This is a genomic window from Mucilaginibacter dorajii (assembly GCF_024808255.1).
In the GTDB taxonomy this organism is placed as follows: Bacteria; Bacteroidota; Bacteroidia; order Sphingobacteriales; family Sphingobacteriaceae; genus Mucilaginibacter; species Mucilaginibacter dorajii.
The window spans coordinates 331,214-357,243 of the sequence record NZ_JANTYS010000001.1; the positions used below are offsets into that span (position 1 = coordinate 331,214).

A 26,030-nucleotide genomic window follows, 5' to 3' on the forward strand; every position below is an offset into this window, starting at 1 on the left:
ATAACTGCATTTCATGATAACAATTACCTATAAAGGCGAGGCAAATATGCGCTCAGGCCTGTTAGAGTAACAATTCCGAAGGCTTTGTCAATAACCGTGTAATCAATTTAGGCAAGGCATCAAAGAATAAGTGTGAGAAACAAGCTAAGTACCTGAAAAGCCCACGTCGGCAAATGGATCCGGTACTCCAAACGTTACCGAGTGAGACGAAGATCGGTATAGGTCATTGTAAAACACAGGAGAACAGGGAGGATGTAAACGATCCGCATGGGAGATCCGGCTTTTTAGGTTTACCCGGAAGCCAGAATTGGTTACGGACAAGAGCAAAAGATTGCTCTTGTTGGCCCTGCCGTGTGGGTGTAAAGCCCAAGAATAATGTAGCCGTGGACATCAGAAGCCGGAAGGTTTACCGTAAAGATGAAAGTTTGCCGCAATATTGAAGTTCGCCATTGAAAAGGCCAGGAGATGGATATTGCGATCATTTTAAAGCTCAGACAACGCGTAGTCTATGATTAATGATCAACTGCTGAGTACTGAAATAGGTCAGCATGGAACGCCGTTGGCATCATCGAAGTGCTATAAGATGGCTGAAGACGAGGTGCCAAGGGCAACCTAATCTGTTTGCACATAGGGTGATAGCCCACCATAGAGATAATTAACTGAATTGTGATTGGTTACTAAATCAGAAAACAAATTATGAAAACCTTAAGAACAAATAATAATGTTTACAATGTTTACAAAACTTGTTGCTTATCTGATAAGCGACCCAATCTATACGAGCATAGACAATGCGAGCCAGTTGCCTCCGGTTCTTAGAGAATCCGGCGGTGCAACCCCTCCCTTGCCTGCTCGACTTAAACGCCTATGCCCGCCACGAAGGGCGATGGGTAAAATATTGCTGCTGATGAAGTTAATAACAGTATTGCTAACGACTGCAATCTTACAAGTAAGTGCAAGCTCTTTTGCGCAGAAAATTACTTTGTCTGAAAAAAACAAGCCTTTGGCTGAAGTGCTTGAACAGATCAGAACACAGACAGGGTATGATTTCCTTTTTAAAACAGAAAGCCTTAAACAAGTAAAGAATGTCACGATCTCTGTTAAGAACGCGGAGTTAAGAGATGTATTGGATCAATTGCTTAATGATCAACATCTTGAATATGTAATTGATGACAAATCCGTTATTATTTCAAGGAAAACGCCTTCTTTTCTGGAGCGCCTGGTTGATCGCATTGTCGCATTTGATATCAGGGGTAGGGTCATGGATTCGGAAGGAAATCCATTGTCGGGCGCAACTGTAAGAGTGAAAAACACCAGCCAGGTCGCAACTACGGATGTAAAGGGCGATTTTTATTTAAAGGGCGTTACAAAAGATGATATTCTGGTGATCTCTTTTGTGGGTTTTAGCCAGAAAGAAGTGAAAGTAACTACCAATCAAAATTTAATAAAATTGGATGTCGCTACTTCTAAGCTGGACGAGGTACAAGTATTGGCTTACGGCGGTGCCACCAGCCGGAGGCTTAGCACCGGCTCTGTTTCAAGAATAACGTCGGAGGATATCGCAAAGAATCCTGTGACTAACGTATTACAGGCGCTTGCTGGCAGAACGACAGGTATGAGCATCAGTCAGGCCAATGGCTTGGCAGGTGGGGATGTTTTCTTCCAGGTGCGGGGACAAAACTCCATCAACGCCAGCGATTATACCAGTGCACCACTTGTGGTCATTGATGGGGTTCCTTATCCAAGTGCACCCGTTAACCTTCCCGATAACACGGGCGGGGACAATAGTATAATTGCCCCTTTTGGTTATGGAAGCTCGCTGTACAACCTCAACCCGGGGGATATTGAAAGTATTGACATATTAAAAGATGCAGATGCCACTGCCATTTATGGTTCCCGAGCAGCCAACGGTGTAATGCTCATTACCACCAAAAAAGGAAAGGTGGGTAAAACCAAAATAGACGTAAATATATATACCGGCATTGCTATGGATACAAGGAAAGTTGGCTTGTTAAGTACACCCGAATACCTGGCTTTGCGCAGGGAAGCTTTTAAAAACGACGGCACAACGCCTACAGCGACCAGTGCACCAGATTTGTTTACATGGGATAGTAACAGGAATACCGACTGGCAGAAAGAATTATTAGGCAATACTGCCCGGGCCACTGATGCAAATGTTACTATGTCTGGCGGCGCAGGCAGTACTTCATTCCTGATTTCCGGAAACTATCATCAGGAAAATACGATATATCCCGACAGGCGTGGTTCAAACAAAGGAGGTGCCCATTTTTCTTTGAATCATTTATCCAATTCCGGTAAGCTTAATATTATGTTATCCGGTATTGTTAACACAACTAGTACAAAATTACCAGACGGTCCTTATGGTAATTTTGCATATATCCTGCCTCCCAACTTTCAGCCTTATGATTCTGCGGGAAATTTAAAATGGGACTGGCCAACCGGTAATCCGTACGGAACCATGAAAACATCCTCTTTCAATAAATCATTTAGTCTCACCTCCAACCTGCTGCTTGGTTATAAACTATTGCAAGGTTTGGATGCCAAAATTTCTATTGGATATACGCGGGTGGAGGGCGAACAGCAGTTGATTTACCCGAAATCATCCGTTGATCCGGCAAATAATTTGTTCCAGTCTTCCAACAGTTTCAACACTACCCGCAACCAAACACAGAATGTTGAGCCGCAATTGCAATATACGGGCAATATTGCAAAGGGTAAATTGAGTGTGATGGCGGGTGGTACGATCATGAAAACCATTGGAGAGATGCCCTACTATGTCAATGCTTCCGGCTTTTCTTCCGATGCCTATATCAACAACATAGCGCTGGCCAGTACTATTACGACTAGTACTGGATACAGTGCATATCAGTATGCCTCTTTGTTTGGCCGTGCCAATTATAATTGGGATAACAAATACATTATCAATGGTTCCTTTCGTCGAGATGGATCTTCCCGTTTTGGGCCAGATCGCCGCTTTGGGAATTTTGGAGCCATTGGTGCAGCTTGGTTATTTTCCAATGAACTGTTCGCTAAAAATCTTTCTTTCTTAAGCTTTGGTAAATTAAGGGGGAGTATGGGATGGGTCGGCTCAGATAATGTCCCCAATTATAGGTACATCTCCACCTATAATGCCACTGCCTATCCGTATGGAGCTTCGCCTGGATTAGTGCCTGCCCAGTTAGAAAACCCAGATTTTGGATGGGAAACAACCAGCAAGCTGGAAGGTGCTATGGAATTGGGCTTTTTAAAAGACAGGGTACTGCTTTCTGCGTCCTGGTATCGTAACCGTACCGGCAATCAGTTGGTAAACTATCCTGTGAGTACACAATCCGGTTTTCCAGCTTACACAACCAATCTCAACAGCGCCGTGGTTCAAAACACGGGATTGGAATTTGAGCTTAACACCATCAACGTTCAAAATCAAAACTTTAAGTGGACTACTGCTTTCAATATGACTGTTCCCCGAAACAAGTTGTTGAAATTCGATGGCATTGAAAAGACAGGCTATGCCGGAAGTATGGTGGTTGGTAAACCCCTTACCGCGATTTATGCGGTCCATTTTACCGGAGTTGATCCGACAGGTAAGCCAACCTATGAAGACCTGAACAAGAATGGCATAATCGATTATTTTGGCGGATTGGCGGCTTATGGTAAAGGCGACCGGGGATATGTTGGAAATGCTCAGGCGAATGCCTTTGGTGGATTAAGCAACAGTATATCCTATAAAAGCTTTCAACTCGATTTCATGTTTCAATATACGCTTGGTTTAAAGAAGCAAAGTTTCCTGGCTAGCGCTTCTCAGCCGGGAAATTTTGGTAATCTTCCCCGTAAGGTACTGGAGGAATATCGTAACAGTGGACTGGATAAAACCTTTATAAGCCAATCCTTTTCATCCGACTGGTTTTATTATACATATACCAGCGATGCCGTTTACATGAATGCATCCTTCATTAGACTCAACAATGTAGCCCTGTCATATAGCCTGACGGCTGATGTCCTAAGGAAATTGAACCTGGCTGGCGCGAGATTGTACCTGCAAGCCCAGAACGTTTTTGTTATCAGTAACTATGATGGTTTTGATCCCGAATCGGGAGCGACGGCTGTTCCGCCATTGTTCAGAATTGTATTAGGTGTCCAATGTTCATTCTAAATACTAAAATTATGCAAACAAAATATTGTAAACGAACCATAATATATGGCTGCCTCATATTAGCCACGATGGCTTTGAGCACCGGGTGTAAAAAATTTCTGGAGCCAGACTATAAGACTAATGTAACTGCCGAAGTGGTATTCAGTAGTGACGACAATGCACAGGCTGCTATCAACGGATTGTATTCCACGCTGTTTGTCAACTCCTCCTCTAATGGTGAAATAACCCGCTCCATAGGTATGGCTGCAGATGAATTGACTTATTATACATCCAACGTTACCTATGACCAGTTTCAAAAAAACCAGGTATTGCCTAATAACGCCAACATAACTTCGTTCTGGACTACCTATTACAATGTCATTTACCAATGCAATGCCATTATTGAAAATGCAACAGCTTCTACCGGTATGTCTCAGGCGTATAAAATACAGATCATAGGCGAAGCAAAATTTTTTAGGGCATTCTGTCATTTTTATTTAGTGAATCTTTTTGGGCCTGTGCCTTTAATGACTACTACTGCCAAGGAAAAAACAATATTCGCGCCACGCAGCAGTGTGCAGGATGTGTATACACAAATAAAAACTGACTTAACCGAAGCAATGAATACTTTGCCTGCCGACTATTCGGTCTCTGACGGTAGGCGTATTCGCGCCAACAAATGGGCCGCTGCTGCGCTGCTGGCAAGAGTGTTTCTGTATACTAAAGACTGGGCTAATGCTGAAGCCATAGCAAATACTGTTTTAGCTAATACGAGTTTATATGCATTACAAACTTCCGCCAACATCAATAGCGCTTTTGTTAATAATAATAGTGAATCCATTTTAGAGCTCGACCGGTCTGCCTCGGATAATTACACCAACGAAGGATACTCATTTCTGGGCTATCTGAATTTCTCTACACTGCTGCGATTCCCGTTGCCTGCCGATCTTTTAAACAGCTTTGAAACTGGTGATCTAAGAAAAATAAACTGGATAATAACGGTAGCCGGTGTAAGTACTCCTTATAAGTATAAATTGTATTCAATACCCACCAATGCTGCCACTTTTGAGAATTATCTGTTGCTTAGGCTAGCTGAGCAATACCTTATTCGTGCCGAAGCCAGGGCGCAGCAAAATAATATCAGCGGAGCACAATCAGATATCAATGTGATCCGTAATCGTGCAGGGCTCCCCAATAATGTTACTATGGTAGATAAAGAAACAGCGATGGCAGCAATTGAAAATGAAAGAAGGCATGAGCTGTTTTGTGAGTGGGGACATCGCTGGTTCGATTTGAAAAGATGGGACAGCCTTATATTACCGGCTACCAAAACAAGGTCAGATGATGTACTAGGTGCTTCGAAAACAACTTGGAAATCCACTTCTATATTATTCCCTTTACCGCAATCGGCAAGAGATAACAACCCCAATCTTACACAGAATGAGGGATACTAATCAAAAAAACAAATCGTAATAACAGAACATGAAAAGACTAATGATGGCTGCAGCATTGCTGTTGGCTATGGAGGGTTATGCCCAGAAGAAAACAACCAAACTGGACGGCCCTACTGCAATTGTAAAGGCAGATACCGCAAAATCAGTTCCCGTCAAGCCATACAACCAGGTGATTACAGCAAAAGCGGTAACCATGCAGGGGATGATCACTGTACACAGACTCGAAAGTAAGTTTTATTTGGAAATACCCGATAGTTTGCTTGGCAGGGAACTATTGTTAGTTGACCGTATTGCGAAATCGCCCGTTGACGGACCAATTAATCCAGATGGCTATTATGCCGGGGATCAAATTGGAGAAAGGGTCATCATTTTTGAGAAAAGTGCCGGTGATAAAATATTTGTCCGGGGAGTTTCTTATATGATGCATGCTGCTGATTCGACCGGCAACGGTATGTACCGGTCCGTACTGAACTCCAATTTACAACCGATATTGGCCACTTTTCCTGTAAAGGCCTATCATAGCCCGCAGGGCTCCTCTGTGATTGATGTCACCGACGCCGTTGGTGAGGACAACGGAATTTTTTCTTTTCCGGCGGGTCGAAAAGCGGCCTTCCTGATAGGTGCCCAATTACGGGACCGTTCCTATACAAAGTATATTAAAGCTTTTTCGGGCAATGTGGAAATAAGAACAGTGAAAACATTTTCTTCTTCACAGCCCGGGGGGGATCCGCTGACTTTCGAATTGAATAATTCACTGGTACTGTTACCCAAAATACCCATGCTGGCGCGTATTGCAGATCAAAGGGTGGGCTACTTTTCAACCGGCTATGTGGACTTCGACGCTGACCCCCAGGGGGTGACTAGGACGGAAATGATTACCCGCTGGCGCCTGGAACCAAAGGACCAGGACAGGGAAAAATACTTTCGTGGTGAGCAGGTTGAACCTAAGAAGCCAATTATATTCTATATTGATCCTGCTACACCCAAAAAATGGGTGCCTTATCTTATTCAGGGTGTGAATGACTGGCAGGTGGCGTTTGAACAGGCTGGCTTCAAAAACGCTATCTATGCCAGGGAAGCGCCGGTTAACGACAGTACCTGGAGCATTGAAGATGCCTCACACTCGGCTATTGTGTACAAGCCATCCACAATAGCTAATGCAATGGGGCCACACATCCATGATCCCCGTAGTGGCGAGATACTCGAAGCGCATGTCAGTTGGTACCATAATGTTATGAGTTTGCTACACGACTGGTATATGATTCAGGCAGGTGCGATCGATAAGAGGGCACGTAAAATGGAATTCGACGAAGAGCTGATGGGACAGTTGATACGCTTTGTGTCCTCTCACGAGATAGGGCATACGCTGGGATTAATGCACAATATGGGTGCTTCTTCTACAGTTCCGGTTGATAGTCTGCGTAATAAAACATGGGTGGAAAAACATGGGCATACACCTTCGATAATGGACTACGCCCGTTTTAATTATGTGGCTCAGCCTGAGGATAGTATCGGGGTAAAAGGAATTTATCCACGCATAAATGATTATGATAAATGGGCTGTTGAATGGGGCTACAAGCGATTTCCAGGCATCCAGTTGCCGAAAGATGAAAAGACTCTGCTGAATAAATGGATCATTGACAGCCTTAGTGGGAACCATCGCTTGTGGTATGGTCCCCAGCAATTATTCCTTTCAACTGATCCCAGAAGTACAAATGAAGATCTTGGCGATGATGCCATGAAGGCAGGCAGCTATGGAATTAAAAACCTGAAACGCATTTTGCCAAAGCTACCCGAGTGGACGCATCGGCCAGACGAAGGATACGATGATCTGACAAAAATGTACCAGGAATTATTGAGCCAATATACAAGGTACGCAGGGCATGTGATCAATAATGTTGGCGGAATCTACCTCGAATATAAAAGCGTAGAAGAAAAGGGCGATTTGTATACCCCCGTACCTCCTGAAAAACAAAAACGTGCGGTAGCCTGGTTAAATCAGGAAGTTTTTAAAACGCCTGAGTGGTTGTTATATACACCGGTGACAGAAAAAACTGAAAGTTATTATGGTGCCTCTTATGTAACTAAGGCTGGGACAAAATTGCTTGGTGAACTTTTAAACGGAAGCCGTTTGGCATCGCTTATAAATGTTGCTGAACGCTATCGCTGTAAAAATACCTACAGCTGCAATGCCTTCCTTAATGACCTGGATAATGGGCTATGGTCTGAATTGCATACCCATGCCCGCATTCGTCCTTATCGCAGAGCTTTACAGAATAATTATATCGAATTGCTTGGCAGAATAATATTACCTCCAGTCCAGGTCGGTACCAGCGTTGCAGCCGGGCCGCCACAATCCACGGAACTGCTGATCGTTTTAAAGCCTCATTTAAGACTATTACAAAAAGCCATTTTGGCTGCTATCCCTGCTTCGACTGATGCAGCAAGTAAAGCACATTTACAGTTATGCAGTGAAAAGATAGAAAATGTATTACATCCCAAAAAATAGGAAGTAGTCGAACCTGAAAAAAAATGGGGACTTTGGAGACTATAGTCATTCAGCGACCTGCCGACACCTATCCTTGGACGGGCAAGGAAGATTGGATAGCTAATGACTGGACAGAAATTTTGTGCCTATTCAAACTTTGGGTATAAGGTAAAGTATAGTTTTCCAAATGTCCCCAAATAAACAGCTGTAAAGTGGACGCCGTAAAGTAGATACTATGTACACATATTAAAATGGTTGCTTATTTATATTTAGACATAATTGTATTCGTTTGCAGTGTTATATCGTCGATTAGTGCAGCCATAATGGTACTCAATTGTTCCTACCGCATCATCTTCATAGCGGTTAATAATGAAGATCAGTAATAGTAAGCACCTCCCAGTGAGTGGTAGGGAGGTGCATTTTTAGGCACTTCTTTTGACCCATAGCCTCATGCCTCGGGCAGTTTACCTTGGAACCCAACTATAGAATTAAAATACGGAGCTAAATACAAAACGGACCTAATATTTCCCGCTGGAGACCTCCTGAAAGCAGGTGGGCACAGCTGCCTAATTTCATACCTGGGCGAGGAATGGGTTTCGTTTGCCTTCCCTCTCATAATTCCAAGGAGCAGGCAAATAAGCAGGGCACCAATGCCCACTTAATGGCACCAAAGTTGGGCTCGCTTTGAAATCGTGATTAAAGGCACAGCGTCATTTTAATTTGGTCGCAAGGTCGCCTGTCTTCATCGCTGTTGAAATACACTCTCCACCTCTGAAATGGGCTGCTCCGGCCATATTATTGGTATTCCAACCCGAGCTGGGTTTGCTTTCATCATAACTATGATTCAAACGCATGGTTGGGCCACCTGCCTTTTCGGGATTTAGATTTTCCCAGGTTGAGGTTTTCTCCCATTTTTTACATCCCCCAAGGCCAATACCTGGAAAAACCATTTTGATTGCCCCCTCTTCGCCAATTTCGTCCGCATTCCTAACTACTTGGTTACTTTGATATCAAGTGGTCAAAGTTAAATAGGCCGAGCGGGGGCAATAGGTTATGGTTTATCCAAGCATGCCGATACTGCGCATACCGGGCATCGAGATCGAGGCCGTTGCCAAAGCAATGAACCCTGTCCTGCAAGGTTGGATCAACTATTACGGAAATTCTACAAGACTAAACTGAAAGAGTTTATGTTCAGAATTAACGCGAAGCTGGTTAACTGGGCAACACGAAAATACAAAGGGCTAAGAACCAGTTTGACCAGAGCGATGAAATGGGTAAGTAGCCTTTGCAGGCATAAACCTGACTTGTTCGCTCATTGGACATTTGGTGCAAAGCCTAATGGCTTACAGATAATGGGAGCCGTATGCGCTGAGAGGTGCACGTACGGTTCTGAGAGAATCTCAGGCTGAAATGCTTGGGTTTACTTACTAGGGATGCTGAGGGATCCGAACTACGAGCAGGGTTCAGCAGTTTTACGGTCTTCGCGGGTAAGTGTTAAGCAACGATTTTAATACCCCAGACTAAGCACGATTGTTTGCTCGCCTTTTGTTTGTATTCAGATTACAGTAAAGGGGGTGTAACAATCAATGTGCATTTGATCGAAGCAGGAATGTTAAATGATAAACACACATTCCTGCTTTGCAACAATCCTACCAATGATAAAATCTAAGGATAACGGCAATTTAATAATTAGGGCATATAAAACGGGTTATGCTTCCGCCGTTTGGGAAAACAGGGTCCAAATCAGGCGGTAATCAATCTGAAAGGTTATCTGTATATTATAGGTTTAATCAAAAGTAAATAGGATGCGCTTTATTTACTACACATAAAATTGTCGTCTCTCAAATATTGGCAAAATGTAAAAGTCAGATATGAGCCATTTTGCATTAATGTAAATCATATGTGAAAATTTGTTTATCATTCTGATAAATAAAAACCTCTTCTTCAGTTCCTCTTGTTTCATCATGAAGCCAGAGTAGTGCGTTGTTGGGAACTTTGTTAAATATAAGATATCCGGAGGTGCTTTCCTGGCGTCCTATTAATTTCCATCCCTTATTAGTCTGATAGAATAGACTATATGTTTCCCCCCTTCTAACGAAGTTATCATCGTTCCTTGGTGAAAATGTTATAGTTTTTGTTATGTTTCCAATTCCAATATCAAAAAGTAGTTTCTCACCTTTATTGGAAGACATGTAAAAACTAACAGGATCATTGTCATTTATCAAGCTAAGTATTGATTGATGGAGTGAATCAATTGAATTTAAAGGGGAGATTTTTGTGGGAATTTCTTTATTCTGACTTGTATCCTTATAAAAATGTAATTCTGCCAGTTGTATTGATTGATTTAAAGGAGCTGTGTACCTAAAATATCTATAACGTTCCCCCTTTGGCAAATTAATGACGAATTTATTTATTGATGGTGTGTCTGCGACAATAAAGATTTGTTGCGGATGTCTAAATTTTATATCTCTAGAAGCGTCTATTTTTACCCCAACTGATGTGCCCAAATTTTGTTTAAGTGTAGTCATAAAAGGATATTTTCGACTAACGTGAATTTTCTGAAATGAAGTTGTGTCGGGCACTAAATAATGAGGCGCTCCGGCCTTTAGTATAAATGGAAAATTGATAGGCGTGTTTTTAGCCTCATCAGCTATCACCTGATAAATTATATTTTCCTCCAGGTTTTTAAATGTCACCCTTTCTTCCTGTACTTCTCCTATATCAATAGCTTTCCAGTTCAGTCCGTCAAAAACGCCCAAATAGACATATTTTTCTTTACTACCGTTGACAGGTATGGTAACTTCATTTTTAAAATACTGTTCAGAAACATCTTTCAAATAGGGATCCCTGAAAACGACAGGTATATTTTTATCATTATATATACCTTTATATCGTTCTTCATTAGAACCAAAGGTTTCACGATAAATCTTGCCTTTCTTTCTCTGATCGAATTTATTTCGAACGATTTCGTCCTCATTGTATAAAAAAGGAACAGCCTTTTTAGTAGTGTCAACAATAACGTTCCAGAAATGTTGACTTTTGTAAGCGGGAGAAAGGAGGTATTTATCTACAGCCACAGGAATGCCTAATGATCTCATTACATATAAGCTAATGTCACAGGTTTCCCTGCATCTACCGGACCTGGTTTTATATAAAAATATGGCTCCCAGATTAGGGTAATCCATATCTTGGGTTTTTGTGAAACCTTCTTTTTTTAATTGTTTGGCCACGATCCTTGCGGCCTCGATCACATCATTCCCTTTGTAAGCTGAGTCCAATATCTTGCTATATTTATTAAAATAAAGGGCTCTCCAATTTTCCAGAGGCTCATTACCAACTCTATAAGGGAGTATATATTCACAAAAATCATTAAAAGAATAATTTTTAGACCACTTTCTGGAGCGCCATACTTTGAAAGAAAAATCGATATTTTCAATTAAATATTGAGCTTTTATTACTTTAGCATCATATATAAGAGGCATCCTATCTTTAAGGGACTCGTTCCAGGCGGCGACTGTGCTGTCAGTGAATCGTCCACCAATCGGCAAGGCCGCAGCTGTTTTTCTGATGGTGTCAATCAATGGACTATTAACACTGTAATAATGGGGCATATTAATAATCAGATATTTTGCAGCTTGTAGCTTTTGTTCGTCTTTATCCTCATTTTCATAATGTTTGATCATTTTCACCAGTTCTTCCCGGTTTTCTGCTGCAAAACTAAACGCTTGATCTAAATCATTATTTGTTTTGCAACACGGGATACTAATTACAAAGAGACCGATTCCTATAAATGAGAAAATGTTTTTTATTTTCATTTTGACTTTAATTTATAGTGTAGAGACGTTCAGAGCTAACGAATCGTTTTCTATACACGGCCTTGAAAATTGCGGAGATGATCTTTTTAATTTGTACATAGGTATATTTAATCATGAGGGCTCGTCTAATTATTTAACGAGGTTTATTTAGGGATTTGTTGGAAGCCAAAAGTTGTAAAATTCAATGTAGAATCACTATTAGTTCTATTCTGAATATTTAAACCCTCCTTTGATACAAATGCATTAGAAGACCAATACCTGTTTTTTTCCAATAGCTTTTCTCCTAAGTATTTAAAATCCTTATCAAATACGATCAATGAAATATTTTTAGTTGGCGGATTTTTTTGTTCGTAATTGACATTTCGTTCTTTAACCGGCAATAGCGCCAGTCTATAATACACGTCTCTATATTTATCATAAAATATTGAGCCATATGTCGGCGTTGTCATGAAATATTCACCAACTGGCTCTGAAACCGCATCTTTATATTGGTCTTCATCATATAAAGTAAAATCATTGATAAACTGACTTTCCGCTAAGACATTGACAATATTATTTTTGAACAAGTTGCTTAAGATTACTTTTTTGTGCGCAGGGAAACTATACACTGCAATATTAAATTTAGGATTATAGCAAACGGAATAAATATCATAATGTAATCCGCCGTAATTTTTGTTCTGGTACGCATCCGGAAAACAAACTTTGCCAATGCTATCTCTTCCTGTCTTCAAATCTAAAATCATCTGAACCTTTCTGGATTCTCCGGATTTTACATCGCCAACAACGATTGAGTTAATAAATAGCCGGTTTTCGAATAGATAAGGCTGGATGCTCGTGGAAACATAAAACCCTCTAAAGAACAGTTTATTTCCTTCGCCTTTTTCTTTGGGTAAACTATATATCCGAAGAATCTTACCTCGATCATTGATCATAGTAACTTTGGGCGTGTATGAGAATAAAAATATGGTATCCTTGTTATGGTAATACAACCCTTGAAAAGCCTTTTTATACTTTTTTAAATCTGCACCCTGTATTTGAATCTTTTTTATGATTTTTTTTGTTTGAAAATCATTCAGATATATAGACCCTGTTTCATCATTCAGATAGGCAAAAAATCTTTGATCTCCTTGCTGAACTTCCTGCATGGAAAAGACTACTGGAGAAGTTACCGAATCCAGTTCGAATTTTATTGAATCTTTTTTTATAAAGGAAATTTTTTGAGCCCAATGCCGGTTTATAAAAACATAGGGATTTTTGCTGCTATGGTTTTTACATGATATAAATATCGCTATAAAAAATACAGGCGTCAGATAGTGAAAGAAAATCTTCATTTTAATTTATCTTTTTAGGTAACTATATACTTCTGTTTTCATTTCTATTGTTGCAGCCGACTCTATTTTGATCGGCATAGTCAATATTTCTCTGGCCAGTAGCTTACTTTTAATAGCTTGTTGGCTTTTGAGGTACATTTTGAACAATAGATATTTGGGATACATCCTGTTAGGCATCAAATCGATTGAGTTCTTAAATGCCTTTTCGCCCTCACTGTAGTTATCTAAATTAGCGTAGGCTTCGCCTAAATTACTTGACAAAAAAGGATCGGATATATATTGTTGAGCTTGCGTTAGTATCTGGATACTTTCATTGTAATTACCTTTTAAAAGATAGCTTTTACCAAGTTCCAATAATATGACTTTTTCGTAAGGAGCATATTGTTGAGCCTTCTTATAATTATAAATAGCATCATCATAGTCTTCGTTTGCGAAAGAATCTCTTGCAGACATTATTGAATTCTTGGCGTTCATGATATTTCGTTGCATTAAAATGGAGTAAACGCAGATAATGATCCCTACTAACCCCAAAAAAGCGCTCGACACACTATTTACTTTCAGGCAAACTTTTTGTTGACTGTGAACAGAGAGAATCAAAATGAAAAACATAAATAAGTTCCAGATCGAAACGATCTCAAAAGGGTAAGAAGAACACGCGGTAAATAAAATAAATAGTATGCTGAAAAATGACGCTTTTATATAAGCGTTTTTTTCAGTGTGAGTAGTGTAGGATTTAATGATAACAAATAAGAGTGCCGAAAATAATGCTAATCCAATTAATCCACCCTCAGCTGTAATTTGCAAATAGTCATTTAAAACGTAATCATTTTTATCTGAAAACCTCTCCGCATCAAGTGGATTTGATTTGAAGTATTTTGCTTGATAATCTGGGAATTTATTTTGAAACTTATTAAAACCAACACCCGATAATAAATTAGATTTTACAACCAGTAACGTTGATTTCCAGATAACCATCCGGCCATCTGCCGAGTTTTTTTTATATCTGTATGAAAATAGCAACAGCACCGGAATTAATATAAAAGCGAGAACAATTGGAATGAGCTTCTTATATTTAAAAATTGTTTTTACGAAATGGTACTTATCCTCAATGATTAATAAGCTAACGAACGCGATTGCAATAAGAGAAGTCCTGGATTGGGTAGAGGGCAATAAAACGACCACCAAAAGCAGATAAAATATTATTAGGTTTCTGATTATCTTATCCCACAATGTTTCGGTTTTATAAGAACAATACCAATGGAAGAAATAGACGAAACAACTGCCCAAATAAATAGACAATACACCTGGATTATTAAATGATCCTGTTAATGTTTGAATACTTTTATTGAACATCATATCATAAAATTGAATGAATACCACTATGATTTCTACAATTGATGTCAATAGCAGCATAAGCGACAGGGAAAAAAGTATACCTGCCTTATTTTGCTGACAAATAATTAATTGCCTGGCAACCAGATAAAGTAAAGCCGAGAGGATAATTGAGGTTTGATAATTATTGTATAATCGACTGTGCCACAATTCATTGATGGATAGGTAGCCAACGAAAACAAGAACAAGGATATCAATAAGGTTCAAAATTATTTGTTTGTTCAATAATAATCTGATAAAAAGGACTATGCATAGGATACTACTGGATAAATTAAAGTAAATAACTTTATCATCCAGCTCGTTGTAACCAACAACATAATTATTGAAAAACACCGTACAAAAAACAACGCCAAACCCTAAAACACAAATTGTCGTCCAAAATTTGCTCATCAATTTAAAAGCTTAATAAATATTATATGTTAATTAGCTGTGTGTAAATCTGAATTCTGAATACTTTTTTCCTTGTTAAAGGTTCGATTTCCATTGTTCCTGCCTTTTAGAGAAATCCTGAAATTGATTATTGCGATGCTGTTTGTCCTTAAACCGTCTTTCCTGTAAATTAATTCGGGACTGTTGATTATATAATAAGATCTATAACCATTTATCAAATTGGGGTTAGTTAAGGTAAGGCTGAGGGAGGCTGGTAATCTTTTACTGATGTCAAAATAATAACCATAATTAATATCCGCCTTGATGTAACCTAAACTTTGTTCTTTTCCCTGTGGTAGCAAATTGGGAGAATATTTAGTTAAGTTAATACCCACCATGCTTTTTTTATTTATTTGATAATAAAGTCTTTCGGATAGATATCCGCTCCATTGATTTATTGAATTTAAACCTGTTTTTTCGTATAAATAGCTTAGACTACTGTTATGCGAAACCCTGATTTTTTTAAAAAGTTGAAAATCAGCACTTATACCCAATGTGTATCCATGATAAGTGTCCACATTAATTGGCGTGGATTGGACTACGTTATTTGAATCTACTGAAGATATTTCACGCAGTAATCCTGTTATATCCACATATCGAAAGTTGATACCAATCCTTGCGAAATGATAGTTGCCATAATAGGCGAGTCCCCAATTATTGGTTAATTCGTTTTTAAGATTTTGATTTCCTGAAACAACTTCATATGAATCGGTAGCTGCGCCAACCGGGGTGTATTGATATAACCCTGGCCTCGTCAATGTTCTGCCGTAAGTAAGAAGAAATACATTGCTTCGATTTAAATTATAGGTTAAGGAGATATTGGGTATGAAGCTTAAAAAATCCTGAATTATCGCGTTAGGCAAGATGAAATTGTTGTGATTGTAGTCTAGCTTTATGGCAGTATGAATAACAAATGTCTTAATTATCAAATCCGCATCGACATACGTCGTATTGACGATCTGGGTCATCTTAAAGGGAGTAAAAGTGTTAGTGCTGTCTGTTTTTAAGGTGATTTCATTACTGTTGTTCCGTGCTATTAATTTACTGCCAAGCGTATATTTGAATTTTTTATCTGCATTTTGCTGAAGAATAGCTTCAACGGTTTCTTCACTAATCTGACCAGAATTGGCATAATGCTGATTACTTAAACCAATAATGTCACCTTGGGTAGTTAGAAAATAGGATTGCTTGGGATTGGAGTGGACGAAATTTGTTAATAAATAAAACACATTTCCGTCTTTGACTGACTTTTTAGTGTAGTTCAAACTTACATTTACTGCGTAATTTGAATTGTCTTGACTAAAACTACTCTTACCTGAAAGATAGGTGTCTTTAACCCTAACCAGATTAGAAGCTATTTGATCTGTATTGATCTTTGAGGGGGACAAGCTTAATTGCAAATCAAAACTGTTTAGGTTATTTAAGTTATAGAATGCAGATAAGTAGATATCGCCGTTATATTTCGTTGACTCTGATTTGGACTTTGATTGCAGTTCGCTGCTATCCTGCAAATTATTTATTGATGCAGTACTTGTATTCTTACCAATGCTCTGATTATAGTTTATGGAAGCATCAAATCCATATTTTTTATGCCAATAGGTCATACTTGCTCTGGATGATGCACTCAAGGCACTCGCGTTTGCTTCTACACTTCCGTTAAACCCAAGAAAATAATCCCTTTTCAATATGATATTTAATATTTTTCCCCCGTTACCCCTCGCTGTTGGTACAAGTGTTAATTCTACTTTGGCTATCGCCTGCGGAGGGAGGGTTTTCAAACCATTAAGTGTGCTATATATAGCATTAGTCCGCCCATCGATGAGTATTGATATAGGCTCATTCATCATCTTAAGCTGGTTATCATCAACCTGTAAAAAGGGTAAATGGTCAAGAATTTCAACCGTGTTCAGATAGTCTGCATTAGGTATCTGTGAAATGTCATACTCCATTTTATTGCCAATAATTTTAAACGGGCTATAATTTGATTTAATCGTAACGGTTTTCAATTGTTGAACAGCCTGCTTTAATAAAATTGGGTTACCAAGTGAGTTTAACGGAAAAATTTGCTTAATAAACCCAATAGCAGATACGGATACAAAATTGCCAGTGTCTTTAGGTGTTTGAATTGAAAATTTCCCCTTAGTATTTGTTGAACCTTGTTGTAAAATACGATTGGATTTATTATTGATAACAACGATGGTAGCACCAGCTACCGGTGAATGCGCTATTGATTCCAGCACGGTAATTTCTTGTGAATAGCCATTCAGGCAAAAGAACAAAACGATGAGAAATGTGAAACTCCAGTTTTTCATTTCTTCCTTTGCTCATACTCCATAATATCTCCTATGCCATTTTCAGATGGAGAGCATTGACTAACTTTATAGAGCTTTTGTTCAGTATTAAAAAAATATATCGTTGGGTAAATTGATTTAAGGCTATTGTTGCCCGCAAAAACACTGTTTTTATCAATGATTAACATATTGCTCTTGTAATATTCTCCATATCGGGCTCTTAAAAGTTTTTCAGAATCGAAGTTTGTAAGAATAAATCTTATAAAATTATACTTCTTAGGCTGTTGGAGACATTGGATCATATAAACCTCTGCCGTGGAAATACATCCACCACAACCGGCTCTTGGTATAACCATGTATAAAGTGGCTTGTAGTTGTTTTGACTTTGTGACACTCTCCAAACTATTTTTAAATTGTTTGTCTAAAGTGTTATAAACGGAATTTTTATTACTGCACCCCAAGGTAATAATGGACAAAAAAGTGATTGCAATAAATAGAGAGTTCAGGTTTTTCATAAAAAGTTGACACTATCCCATTATTCAAAAAATGGGGGATATCATATTGGTTAATTCCAATAAAAGAAGCTATATGACAATTAATGGCAAGTTTCAGCTTCCGCCATTACCCGCCATTAATTATCTTAATAATCAGTTTGTTAATGTAGCACGCAATTATGTGTATTACTGACTACATTTAAACACTCCGCATTAGGTCTGTCCATAGCTGCTGTGCAGACGCCTGCATTAAATTCACCTGCAAACATCGCTTCGTTGCAGTATGCAGTTGAAGTGGTGCCGAGCATCAGCTTTGAAACTGTTATTTTAACCCCGGCTACCTTATGGGTATTACTGGTGTAAGAAAAACCCAGGTAAGACATGCTAAATATGCTGGCAATAGCCATTGCTTTAAAGATTTTCATTTTTTTCATGATAGATAGAAAGTTTGTCCAAACAAATGTTTATTAAGGTTGTGATGATCTTATCATTTATTATTCAATGATACAAGCCGTTCCTGACGCTGAAGCGGTGCATCTGGATTCTGGGAAGGATGCAGTGCCACTACATTTGCCATTGTTTGATTCATTTTTATACCGTGCTTCGTTACAATAGGCCTGGGCTTGATTTCCTACCGTTAATAAGGATACTGATATTCTTTCATTTGCAACTTTTTGGGTTTTATTAACGACTGTTACGCCTAAATAAGAAACGGTGAAAACTAACGCAACCAATAACAATTTTAGATTTTTCTTTAGTTTCATAACTTTTAATGTTTAATAGAAAATTAAATGAGTACACTTCGTTGGCAAGGATAACAGTTGCTATGGCTTGACATGAGCACCTGTGCAATTTTCACCGCTGGTTGCAATAAAGCATCGCGATTCAGCCTCAAACGATTGTCCTGAACACTTGCCATTGTTGACCTCGCCAGGGTACATCGCTTCATTGCAATACGCCTGGGCCTGATTCCCAAGAGAAATTGTACTGATCGTGATTTTTTTACCTGCCAATTTCATTTCCTTGCTGGAATAATTAATTCCTAAAAACGAGATAGTAAATGCCGCTACTATCAAACCGGTTCTGAATAACGCTGTTGCTTTCATATAAGACAGTTTTCAATGATTATAATTTACATTCTGATTTGCTAGGATCAAGCGGTTCAAGGCATCTTGTAGTAGGGTCTTCAAAATGCCCGGTGCAAAGGCCATTATTGTGATCACCCTTTCCAGCTTCATTACAATAGGCTTGAGCGGTAGAACTTAAGGAGATTAAAGAAACATTCACTTTTTCACCGGCAACTTTTTGAACTTGATTTGTAATCGTAAAGCCGAAATAGGAAACTCCGAAGACTGTAGCTACTAAGGCAGTTTTAAATAGTTGTTGAATTTTCATAAATGGTATGGTTAAAATATTTAATAGTATAGTAATTAGGTATTCTGCGATTAACAAAGCAAATCATGCTTAAAATATTTCAATGTCTATATATTTCCTTATTAATGGCCTACAGGCAGATTAAAGTATAAGCAGTTTATATCGTTTGTATACGACCTCTAAAATCAATTAAAATTAAGGAAGCCAGAGGGGGTAGGCAGGTCAATTTGGGGGGTGAAGCTGACCAAAATATAAATATTATAAGCTTGTTTTTCATAATAATAACATATTGTGCAATGAATACTAAAAAGATGTTATTTCTTTTTGATTATTAATAGAGAGGCCTGTAACGGTAGCATGGGATTCCTTCTTTCGTGATAGTTTTTTTGAGGGGGGCATTTTTCCTTGTAATAATGAAAAGAAATTTTTTGCTGCTTTTGTAACCTTTGGCAGAATTAGAGATATTACTTATAAAATCGCTGAGAATGACGGATGAGTCTTTAATGGTACTTGTTAAAAATGATGATTTGGAAAAAGCATCGATCTTATACCAACGATACAAAAAGAAGCTTTACCATTTCTATTTATTTAGAAACTGTAATGACCAGGAAGCGTCTGAAGATTGTGTTCAGCAGGTATTTTATAGAATGATCAAGTATCGTAAATCATATATTGAAGGCAACAATTTCGGTATATGGATATACAAAATAGCTCAAAATGTGCTCTATCAGGATTTGAAAAATCAGGCTAAGATGAATAGTATACAAAATGGATTTAGAATTAATGAAATGTATACCGCTGAGCCCGACGAATATTCAACTATCAGACAGGCAATACAATTATTACCTGAACCTTATCGTGAGGTACTCATAATGAGCAAATTTATGGAGTTAAAGTATGAAGAAATCGCTCAAATCAGCAATTGCTCAGTTGGAGTTATAAAAACGAGGGTATTCAGGGCAATCAGTCAATTAAAGGAAAAATATAATAGCATAGCTTAGTATGAAAAGTGAAAAGATTGAACATCTTCTTATACAATATATCAATGGCGAAATATCATCTGCGGATAAAGCTATGCTTGAAAATCTATTTGAGCAGGACTCGATGCTTAAAGAGAAAGCAGCTGAGTTAGCTACGCTATGGCTATCGCTTGATGAAGTGAAGACTAAATCAGAGCCCAGCCCGGCAATGGACGCGGATTTTTATGATATGCTTCAAAATGTTGAAGTAAATCAAAAGCATAAAAATTCTCTTTTATTGCACAATAATCTGAAATCATGGTTGAAAATTGCCGCGACTGTTATTATGTGTTTAACAGCGTTTACTGTCGGGCGTTATACCGCTTCAAACAACCCCGTCTACAAATACAAAACGGTTTTTATAAAGCAACCGATACCAGATTCATCCTTTAATCCTCACGGAGATTCTAAAAGGAGGCAGGAAGCTTTAGCTTCGGCCAAGCCAGCACCGCATCGTATTTCAAAAAATAAGCTTAGTAACAGACACCCGAAGTTGTTTCAACAATTACGGTCGCTGTATGCTTCTGATCGCATAATGACCATACTGAAACTTAAGGAGAAAACGCACCTGAACACGGGTGAACTACGAGCTTTGGAACTTGTGCTTAACGAGGATCCCAATGAAGGCATACGTTTAACAGCACTGTACACCCTAAAGCCTATGGTCAGTCAGCCTGAAGTTCAACAAATTCTTATTGCTGCTTTGGGGCATCAGGATGATGAAGCCATTCAAACATCGATAGTCGACCTGCTTATCGCGGCTAAATCAAAGCAGGCTATACCAACAATGCTTGCTATGCTGGATAAAAAAAGCGTCAATACCATAACCCAGGAAAAAATTAAAACCAGCATAGAGGCTTTTTTAAACTAAATAATCAACAAAACAACTATGAAAAAAATAATCACACTATTTGCATTATTGAGTTTCAATATATGCATTGCGCATGGGCAGGACCAGCCAAAAAAGTTAAAAATAAATATTGATAAGCAGAAAAACCTGGTAGTTTTTACGGGGGATGTATCTGTCGATTTTGAAGAATATGCAGGAGATGACCTGCTGGTCGAACCTGTAAAAGACATTTCCATAAAAGATGGTCATGCCGAAGGGCTAACCCCGATAAAACTAAATAATCAGCCAGGTGACAGCTTAAATTATAAACTGTCTTATGGCAACAATAATGACCTCCGGATAAGAATTACCGGTAATTGTAAACACCTGCATATAAAAGTGCCTAATAATTTGTTTTTGCTTACAATTGAGGCAACTAGTTTTTTACCTAACTCTGAATTGTCAGTCCAAAATATTAAAAGCCAATTTATTATTCATGCTTTGATGAAAGTGATTCGCGTTAGTCATGTATCGGGGCCATTTTCAATTCATTCAGATTCCGGCAAGATCATATTGAATGATATCTTATGGGGAGCGAATGTTAGCTGGAACCTGCATCCGACACCACCCCAGCTTGACTATCCTTATATGATCAGTTCCAATAAGTCAGATGTAGACATTTCTTTTCCTAAAAATCAAGAACTCAACATTGTGTCCAAAGCTGCAAATGGCAAGGTTTATTCCGATTTAGACCCCAAAAATACCAAACAAACCGAAGGTAAGCCGGAGGTATACTTATCAAGTGATTTTGGGAATATTTATTTAAGGCAACAACGTTAATAAAGTCATTCAAGCAAGGTTTTGATCATCCTTTTGAAATAAGCACCTATGAAAATCGCCATTATCAGTTTATTTGCATTTTTTTGCTTTCAAATATGCCTGGGGCAATCATCTTCAGACAGGATCGATATTTCTTTAAAGAACAAGAAGAGCAAATTCGTTAAAATTTCTATCCAGGATGCCCAATCTCTTGACGTAGAAGGCTACGATGGAGAAGCGTTGATTATACGGCCGGTAAATACCCCAGCAGAGCCGACTGATTCAGCCGCAACGGGGCTGAAAGAAATCATGCCATCAATCCCATCGCCCCAATCAAAGCTTATCGCGCCCCAAATCCTGGAGAACAGCCAGACAATTGATATTAAATGCTGGTATGTCCCCAATGAAAAGCGACATCTATTGATTAGGGTGCCGCGAAATACGCACCTTGCATTAGCGCTAAATACTTTTTTAGGAAATTCGAAAATGTCCGTTAAAAACTTTGATGGGGAACTGGAAATTAGGGGCTCAGCGTCCAATTTTGAAATTAATAATATAACAGGGCCTTTGGTTTTAAACTTAACCGATATGACTACCGATCCGGGCAAAGTATCTATCTCACATATCAACTGGCAAAAAATATATGCCCAAAAAAAGAAATTGCCTTTTTATATTTTATCCAACTATCACGATGTGAATTTCTCATTTCCTGAAAATATAAAAGTCAATGTAAACGTCACCTGTGTCAGGGGGAAACTATTTTCCAATTTAAACATAATTAACTCGCAAACGGATTCAAATACGAAAGACTCCTTTTCAGGGAGACTTAACGGTGGAGGTATTCCGATTTATATTCACAATGAGAACGGTAATGTTTATTTACGAAAGGAAAATTAAATGTAACGGAAAGCGACTCTCATCGTACCCGGAACGGCATCTGCCCGTTCATCTCTATTTACGTCTCTGAGCCCAATGCGCTGTAAAGTGTCTTTTACCAGCTTTATAGTGCCCATCTTAGAGCATCGATAATGACTTTTGTTGTAATTTGGGTAGGATAACGATAGCAATCTCCGTAAAACACGCGGTTACACTTGCTTAATTCCAAACCAGGGCGAAGAGTGGGTTCCGTTTTGCTTCCTCCTCATAATCCAACTATACCATAAAGCAGTTAACATTCATATTCTCCGAGTAAACAAATGTCGGATTGCGTATTCTTACATCCCCTTCAAATGTTTGATGAAATTGTGCAATGATATATTAAATATAATATTTAATGTTAAAACTTATTTTAGTTCAACAGTTCCCATTATACCTATCCGGTCTCCTGCTTTACCTTCAAACAAGACCGAAATTTGTTTGACAAGTTGGGCTTGTTCAATCTCAATACTGATGTCGGCAGGCTCCTGATCGATTTTTTGATAGGCTAAATGGCCATCAATATACACTTTAGCCTTACCTGCAGCTTTTTTTAACAATAAATGCGCCTTTTCGACATTTGCTAAAGGTTTGCTAAGACTGCTACGGAATATCACATATTGGGCAGTTAAAGTGGTGAGTTTACCTGTAGAAGTGGGTTGCCAGCTGTTCATATCATTTTCGGCAATTACCTGATCGGGGTCTGGTTTCTGATCGGTCATTGGCGACATAAGCCATTTGTCAATTAAAAGAGTAGATGAAATAACGGGAGCATACAACAATGGTCTGCCTGCTTTTACCGGAATTTTCAATACGAATGGCTTTAAGCCTTTGGCTATCGCATGAAGTGTTACTTGGGTATCCTTATTAACCTCATTACTCTGAATTATTACCTGGGCCAATCCATTAAAAAGGCTCCGCTGATCACCTTTTTCCGGTTCATGAGAATTAGGGTCTCCGTTACCCAATCCAATGATCCGTGCAGGACCTGTAAGTGTGAATTTGATGTGATCGCTTGCATTTGGCACATGTCGTCCTTTGGTATCCAGCGCTTCAACTGTTATAGGCAAAGCATCTAAGCCGTCTCCGTTAATAAAGAGCCGATCAGTCGAGATTCTCACACTTACAGCATCTCCCGTAGTCGCAACCAGATCAGTGGCTATTTGTTTGTTTTTTGCGAACCCTACCGCTTTTAGCGTACCGGGTTGATAAGGAATCATCCACGTGTTCATTTCATACGGATCAACTTTTTGCTCACCGAGTAATTGCCCGTTCAGATACAGCTTGACACTTTCAACATTACTTAATACCATTACTTTTATTTTTTTACCAATGCTGTCCGCGGGCCAGTTCCAATGGGGAATGAGATGCAATACAGGTTTATCTTTGATCCACTGTGCCTGATGTAGATAATAAGCCATTTTAGGAAATCCGCAAAGGTCCATAAGACCAAAGAATGAACTTGCCGAAGGCCAGCCGAATGGTGATGGTTCGCCGTGATAATCAAAACCGGACCATATAAAATTACCGGCAATGAACGGACGTTCCGCTATCAATTTCCACCCTTTGCGCTGTGAAGTTCCCCACATGGCATATTGGGTATCATAGCTATCAAGAATATGTTTTGCTTTGTTCGTTGTAAATGCACCACGGGTCATAAAGCCAGATACATCTTCTGAACTGGTCAGGGCCGTTGTAGGATTTTCTTTATGAAAGCGATCATAGGCATAACTTTGGTAATTAAAGCCGACCACATCGACTGCCTGCGATACATTGACCGGGTCAAAAAGCCCGCCATTCATAGCTGCTGTTACCGGTCGTGTCGTATCCAGTTCCTTTACGGTATGACTCATCCGTCTTACCATCTGGTAACCGATCTCGGATCCTTGCATAGGCTCCTCATTAAATACAGACCATAAAATAACCGAGGGATGATTGCGGTCACGTCTTACCATCCATTGTAGTTGTCTCACATATTCAGGGGAGGAATTGAAATTTCGGTTCTCATCCATGACCATAATACCCATTTCGTCGCACAGATTCAGAAATTGGACTGAAGGCGGATTATGAGCGCAACGATAAGCATTTACACCCATTTCTTTCAGCTTTCGTAATCTAAAGGCAACGATGCTGTCAGGAACGGCTACTCCGACGCCAGCATGATCCTGGTGGTTGCAAACGCCCTGCAATTTAAGCCGCTGATTGTTAAGGTAAAAGCCAGAATCCGCATCAAACTTTATAGTTCGGAACCCACATTTTGTTATTAATGAGTCTACTATTTGGCTATCAATCTTGATTATTGTCTTGACGTAATAAAGTGTCGGTATACTTACAGACCATAACCGCGGATCGGAGTAATTTAATGTGATGTTTGAAGCTTTTTTGCACAGCGGCTTAATATCGATCGACGAATGTCCGGTGGTAAGCAGCTTGAGATCGGGTGTATACAAACTCATCTCTAAATCTACCTGTCTTGTGTCATTACCTGAGTTTTCAATAGTTATCTCACCTGGAATAGTCCAGGTCGTGGCTCCGGTTTTTACTGGATTGGCATATACCCCATCTGTAATGATGTGCACCGACTCACGTTTTATTAACCATGTATTTCGATAAATACCTGCCCCCTCATACCACCAACCTTCCTGCGCATTGGCATCTACCCGTATTGCAATGGTATTAACCTGATCACCATATTTGGCAAAAGGCGTAATATCTATGTAAGATGAAGTGTAGCCGCACCAGTTTCTATGAACTAACAATCCGTTCACCCAAATAGTGGCATAAGTAGCAATACCCTCAAATTGTAATTCAAGGTACTTACCGCGGTCAGTGCTATCAAGCTTGAATTGTCGCCGGTACCAGCCAAAACCTCTGTTCCGGTAACCCTGGGATAGATTGGCAGTAGAATCAAAAGGCTGTTCCGATGCCCAATCGTGCGGTAGTGTTAGTGTTCGCCAGTTATGATCATCATAGTCCGGCGCCGCAGCGCCCCATGCGGTGCCGGCTTTTGCATTTGCATAACTCATATAATGGCCTCTTACAACAGGAAACTCCACATCGCCCAGGTGGAATTTCCAACCTTTATTGAGCGAAAACTTTTTTGGTAATGCAGTATTGCTACTCGTCTGCGCCTTAATGGAGAATGGCTTTAACAAAAAGAGAATAGCAAACATGGTTAGTATATACTGGAGAAGGGATTTCTTAAACATCTATTATTGAATTATAACGGAATT

19 protein-coding genes are annotated in these 26,030 nt (G+C 39.2%); 8 read left to right on the forward strand and 11 right to left on the reverse strand.

Going from position 1 to position 26,030, the window contains the following annotated elements:
- The first annotated feature begins 730 nt into the window (after positions 1-730).
- The 3 genes from FHS10_RS01070 to FHS10_RS01080 are packed head-to-tail and all read left to right on the forward strand — an operon-like array spanning position 731 to position 8,110.
- Positions 731-4,168 carry a SusC/RagA family TonB-linked outer membrane protein gene (locus tag FHS10_RS01070; RefSeq protein WP_259086803.1) on the forward strand — a complete coding sequence of 1,146 codons (3,438 nt, stop codon included), beginning with the start codon at positions 731-733 and terminating at the stop codon, positions 4,166-4,168.
- Between the two features lie 11 nt (positions 4,169-4,179).
- Positions 4,180-5,601: a RagB/SusD family nutrient uptake outer membrane protein gene (locus FHS10_RS01075; protein ID WP_259086805.1), complete on the forward strand. Its 1,422-nt coding sequence runs from the start codon at positions 4,180-4,182 to the stop codon at positions 5,599-5,601.
- A gap of 28 nt (positions 5,602-5,629) precedes the next feature.
- Entirely contained in the window at positions 5,630-8,110 is a 2,481-nt protein-coding gene (locus FHS10_RS01080) for a zinc-dependent metalloprotease (protein WP_259086806.1), read from the forward strand.
- 689 nt (positions 8,111-8,799) lie between these two features.
- Here the strand turns inward: FHS10_RS01080 and FHS10_RS01085 are convergent.
- Positions 8,800-9,039 (reverse strand): hypothetical protein, encoded by a 240-nt coding sequence (locus tag FHS10_RS01085; protein WP_259086810.1) that lies wholly within the window; start codon positions 9,037-9,039, stop codon positions 8,800-8,802.
- Positions 9,040-9,157: 118 nt separating this feature from the next.
- Here FHS10_RS01085 and FHS10_RS29270 point away from each other — a divergent pair, with 118 nt between their 5' ends.
- Positions 9,158-9,268 (forward strand): group II intron maturase-specific domain-containing protein, encoded by a 111-nt coding sequence (locus tag FHS10_RS29270; protein ID WP_374759816.1) that lies wholly within the window; start codon positions 9,158-9,160, stop codon positions 9,266-9,268.
- Between the two features lie 707 nt (positions 9,269-9,975).
- On the opposite strand, the gene FHS10_RS01090 is transcribed toward FHS10_RS29270, so the two are convergent.
- The 9 genes from FHS10_RS01090 to FHS10_RS01130 all read right to left on the reverse strand — a co-directional run bounded on the left by FHS10_RS01090 (position 9,976) and on the right by FHS10_RS01130 (position 19,236).
- Positions 9,976-11,904: a hypothetical protein gene (locus tag FHS10_RS01090; protein ID WP_259086811.1), complete on the reverse strand. Its 1,929-nt coding sequence runs from the start codon at positions 11,902-11,904 to the stop codon at positions 9,976-9,978.
- A gap of 143 nt (positions 11,905-12,047) precedes the next feature.
- Entirely contained in the window at positions 12,048-13,235 is a 1,188-nt protein-coding gene (locus tag FHS10_RS01095) for a DUF4221 family protein (RefSeq protein WP_259086812.1), read from the reverse strand.
- Between the two features lie 6 nt (positions 13,236-13,241).
- Entirely contained in the window at positions 13,242-15,017 is a 1,776-nt protein-coding gene (locus FHS10_RS01100) for an O-antigen ligase family protein (protein ID WP_259086813.1), read from the reverse strand.
- Between the two features lie 29 nt (positions 15,018-15,046).
- On the reverse strand, positions 15,047-17,368 hold the full coding sequence (locus FHS10_RS01105; RefSeq protein ID WP_259086814.1) for an outer membrane beta-barrel protein: 2,322 nt from the start codon (positions 17,366-17,368) through the stop codon (positions 15,047-15,049).
- Positions 17,365-17,862, reverse strand: a complete 498-nt coding sequence (locus FHS10_RS01110) for a hypothetical protein (protein WP_259086816.1) — start codon at positions 17,860-17,862, stop codon at positions 17,365-17,367. The genes FHS10_RS01105 and FHS10_RS01110 overlap by 4 nt, the downstream gene beginning before the upstream one ends.
- 140 nt (positions 17,863-18,002) lie before the next feature.
- Entirely contained in the window at positions 18,003-18,275 is a 273-nt protein-coding gene (locus FHS10_RS01115; protein WP_259086817.1) for a hypothetical protein, read from the reverse strand.
- Positions 18,276-18,335: 60 nt separating this feature from the next.
- A complete protein-coding gene (locus FHS10_RS01120; protein ID WP_259086819.1) occupies positions 18,336-18,605 on the reverse strand; it encodes a hypothetical protein in 270 nt (89 codons plus the stop codon).
- A 60-nt stretch (positions 18,606-18,665) separates the two neighbouring features.
- Positions 18,666-18,947 carry a hypothetical protein gene (locus FHS10_RS01125; protein ID WP_259086824.1) on the reverse strand — a complete coding sequence of 94 codons (282 nt, stop codon included), beginning with the start codon at positions 18,945-18,947 and terminating at the stop codon, positions 18,666-18,668.
- A gap of 19 nt (positions 18,948-18,966) precedes the next feature.
- Entirely contained in the window at positions 18,967-19,236 is a 270-nt protein-coding gene (locus FHS10_RS01130; RefSeq protein WP_259086826.1) for a hypothetical protein, read from the reverse strand.
- 425 nt (positions 19,237-19,661) lie between these two features.
- Here FHS10_RS01130 and FHS10_RS01135 point away from each other — a divergent pair, with 425 nt between their 5' ends.
- From FHS10_RS01135 to FHS10_RS01150, 4 genes are read left to right on the forward strand one after another with little or no spacing between them, the layout of a single operon-like run.
- The gene (locus FHS10_RS01135; RefSeq protein ID WP_259086827.1) at positions 19,662-20,216 is read left to right on the forward strand and encodes an RNA polymerase sigma factor; all 555 of its coding nucleotides are present in this window, start codon (positions 19,662-19,664) and stop codon (positions 20,214-20,216) included.
- 1 nt (position 20,217) lies between these two features.
- A complete protein-coding gene (locus FHS10_RS01140) occupies positions 20,218-21,105 on the forward strand; it encodes a hypothetical protein (RefSeq protein WP_259086829.1) in 888 nt (295 codons plus the stop codon).
- Between the two features lie 18 nt (positions 21,106-21,123).
- The gene (locus tag FHS10_RS01145; RefSeq protein WP_259086831.1) at positions 21,124-21,903 is read left to right on the forward strand and encodes a DUF4097 family beta strand repeat-containing protein; all 780 of its coding nucleotides are present in this window, start codon (positions 21,124-21,126) and stop codon (positions 21,901-21,903) included.
- A gap of 48 nt (positions 21,904-21,951) precedes the next feature.
- Positions 21,952-22,779, forward strand: coding sequence for a DUF4097 family beta strand repeat-containing protein (locus FHS10_RS01150; protein ID WP_259086832.1), 828 nt, complete (start codon positions 21,952-21,954; stop codon positions 22,777-22,779).
- A gap of 386 nt (positions 22,780-23,165) precedes the next feature.
- Here FHS10_RS01150 and galA read toward each other — a convergent pair whose 3' ends face one another.
- On the reverse strand, positions 23,166-25,970 hold the full coding sequence (galA, locus tag FHS10_RS01155; protein ID WP_259086834.1) for a beta-galactosidase GalA: 2,805 nt from the start codon (positions 25,968-25,970) through the stop codon (positions 23,166-23,168).
- Positions 25,971-26,030 lie beyond the last annotated feature (60 nt).

Excerpts from the sequence above, each read along its gene's own strand:
- FHS10_RS01070 (WP_259086803.1), top strand. The coding sequence starts at position 731 with ATGTTTACAAAACTTGTTGCTTATCTGATAAGCGACCCAATCTATACG.
- FHS10_RS01075 (WP_259086805.1), top strand. The coding sequence starts at position 4,180 with ATGCAAACAAAATATTGTAAACGAACCATAATATATGGCTGCCTCATA.
- FHS10_RS01080 (WP_259086806.1), top strand. The coding sequence starts at position 5,630 with ATGAAAAGACTAATGATGGCTGCAGCATTGCTGTTGGCTATGGAGGGT.
- FHS10_RS01085 (WP_259086810.1), bottom strand. The coding sequence starts at position 9,039 with ATGGTTTTTCCAGGTATTGGCCTTGGGGGATGTAAAAAATGGGAGAAA.
- FHS10_RS29270 (WP_374759816.1), top strand. The coding sequence starts at position 9,158 with ATGCCGATACTGCGCATACCGGGCATCGAGATCGAGGCCGTTGCCAAA.
- FHS10_RS01090 (WP_259086811.1), bottom strand. The coding sequence starts at position 11,904 with ATGAAAATAAAAAACATTTTCTCATTTATAGGAATCGGTCTCTTTGTA.
- FHS10_RS01095 (WP_259086812.1), bottom strand. The coding sequence starts at position 13,235 with ATGAAGATTTTCTTTCACTATCTGACGCCTGTATTTTTTATAGCGATA.
- FHS10_RS01100 (WP_259086813.1), bottom strand. The coding sequence starts at position 15,017 with ATGAGCAAATTTTGGACGACAATTTGTGTTTTAGGGTTTGGCGTTGTT.
- FHS10_RS01105 (WP_259086814.1), bottom strand. The coding sequence starts at position 17,368 with ATGAAAAACTGGAGTTTCACATTTCTCATCGTTTTGTTCTTTTGCCTG.
- FHS10_RS01110 (WP_259086816.1), bottom strand. The coding sequence starts at position 17,862 with ATGAAAAACCTGAACTCTCTATTTATTGCAATCACTTTTTTGTCCATT.
- FHS10_RS01115 (WP_259086817.1), bottom strand. The coding sequence starts at position 18,275 with ATGAAAAAAATGAAAATCTTTAAAGCAATGGCTATTGCCAGCATATTT.
- FHS10_RS01120 (WP_259086819.1), bottom strand. The coding sequence starts at position 18,605 with ATGAAACTAAAGAAAAATCTAAAATTGTTATTGGTTGCGTTAGTTTTC.
- FHS10_RS01125 (WP_259086824.1), bottom strand. The coding sequence starts at position 18,947 with ATGAAAGCAACAGCGTTATTCAGAACCGGTTTGATAGTAGCGGCATTT.
- FHS10_RS01130 (WP_259086826.1), bottom strand. The coding sequence starts at position 19,236 with ATGAAAATTCAACAACTATTTAAAACTGCCTTAGTAGCTACAGTCTTC.
- FHS10_RS01140 (WP_259086829.1), top strand. The coding sequence starts at position 20,218 with ATGAAAAGTGAAAAGATTGAACATCTTCTTATACAATATATCAATGGC.
- FHS10_RS01145 (WP_259086831.1), top strand. The coding sequence starts at position 21,124 with ATGAAAAAAATAATCACACTATTTGCATTATTGAGTTTCAATATATGC.
- FHS10_RS01150 (WP_259086832.1), top strand. The coding sequence starts at position 21,952 with ATGAAAATCGCCATTATCAGTTTATTTGCATTTTTTTGCTTTCAAATA.
- galA (WP_259086834.1), bottom strand. The coding sequence starts at position 25,970 with ATGTTTGCTATTCTCTTTTTGTTAAAGCCATTCTCCATTAAGGCGCAG.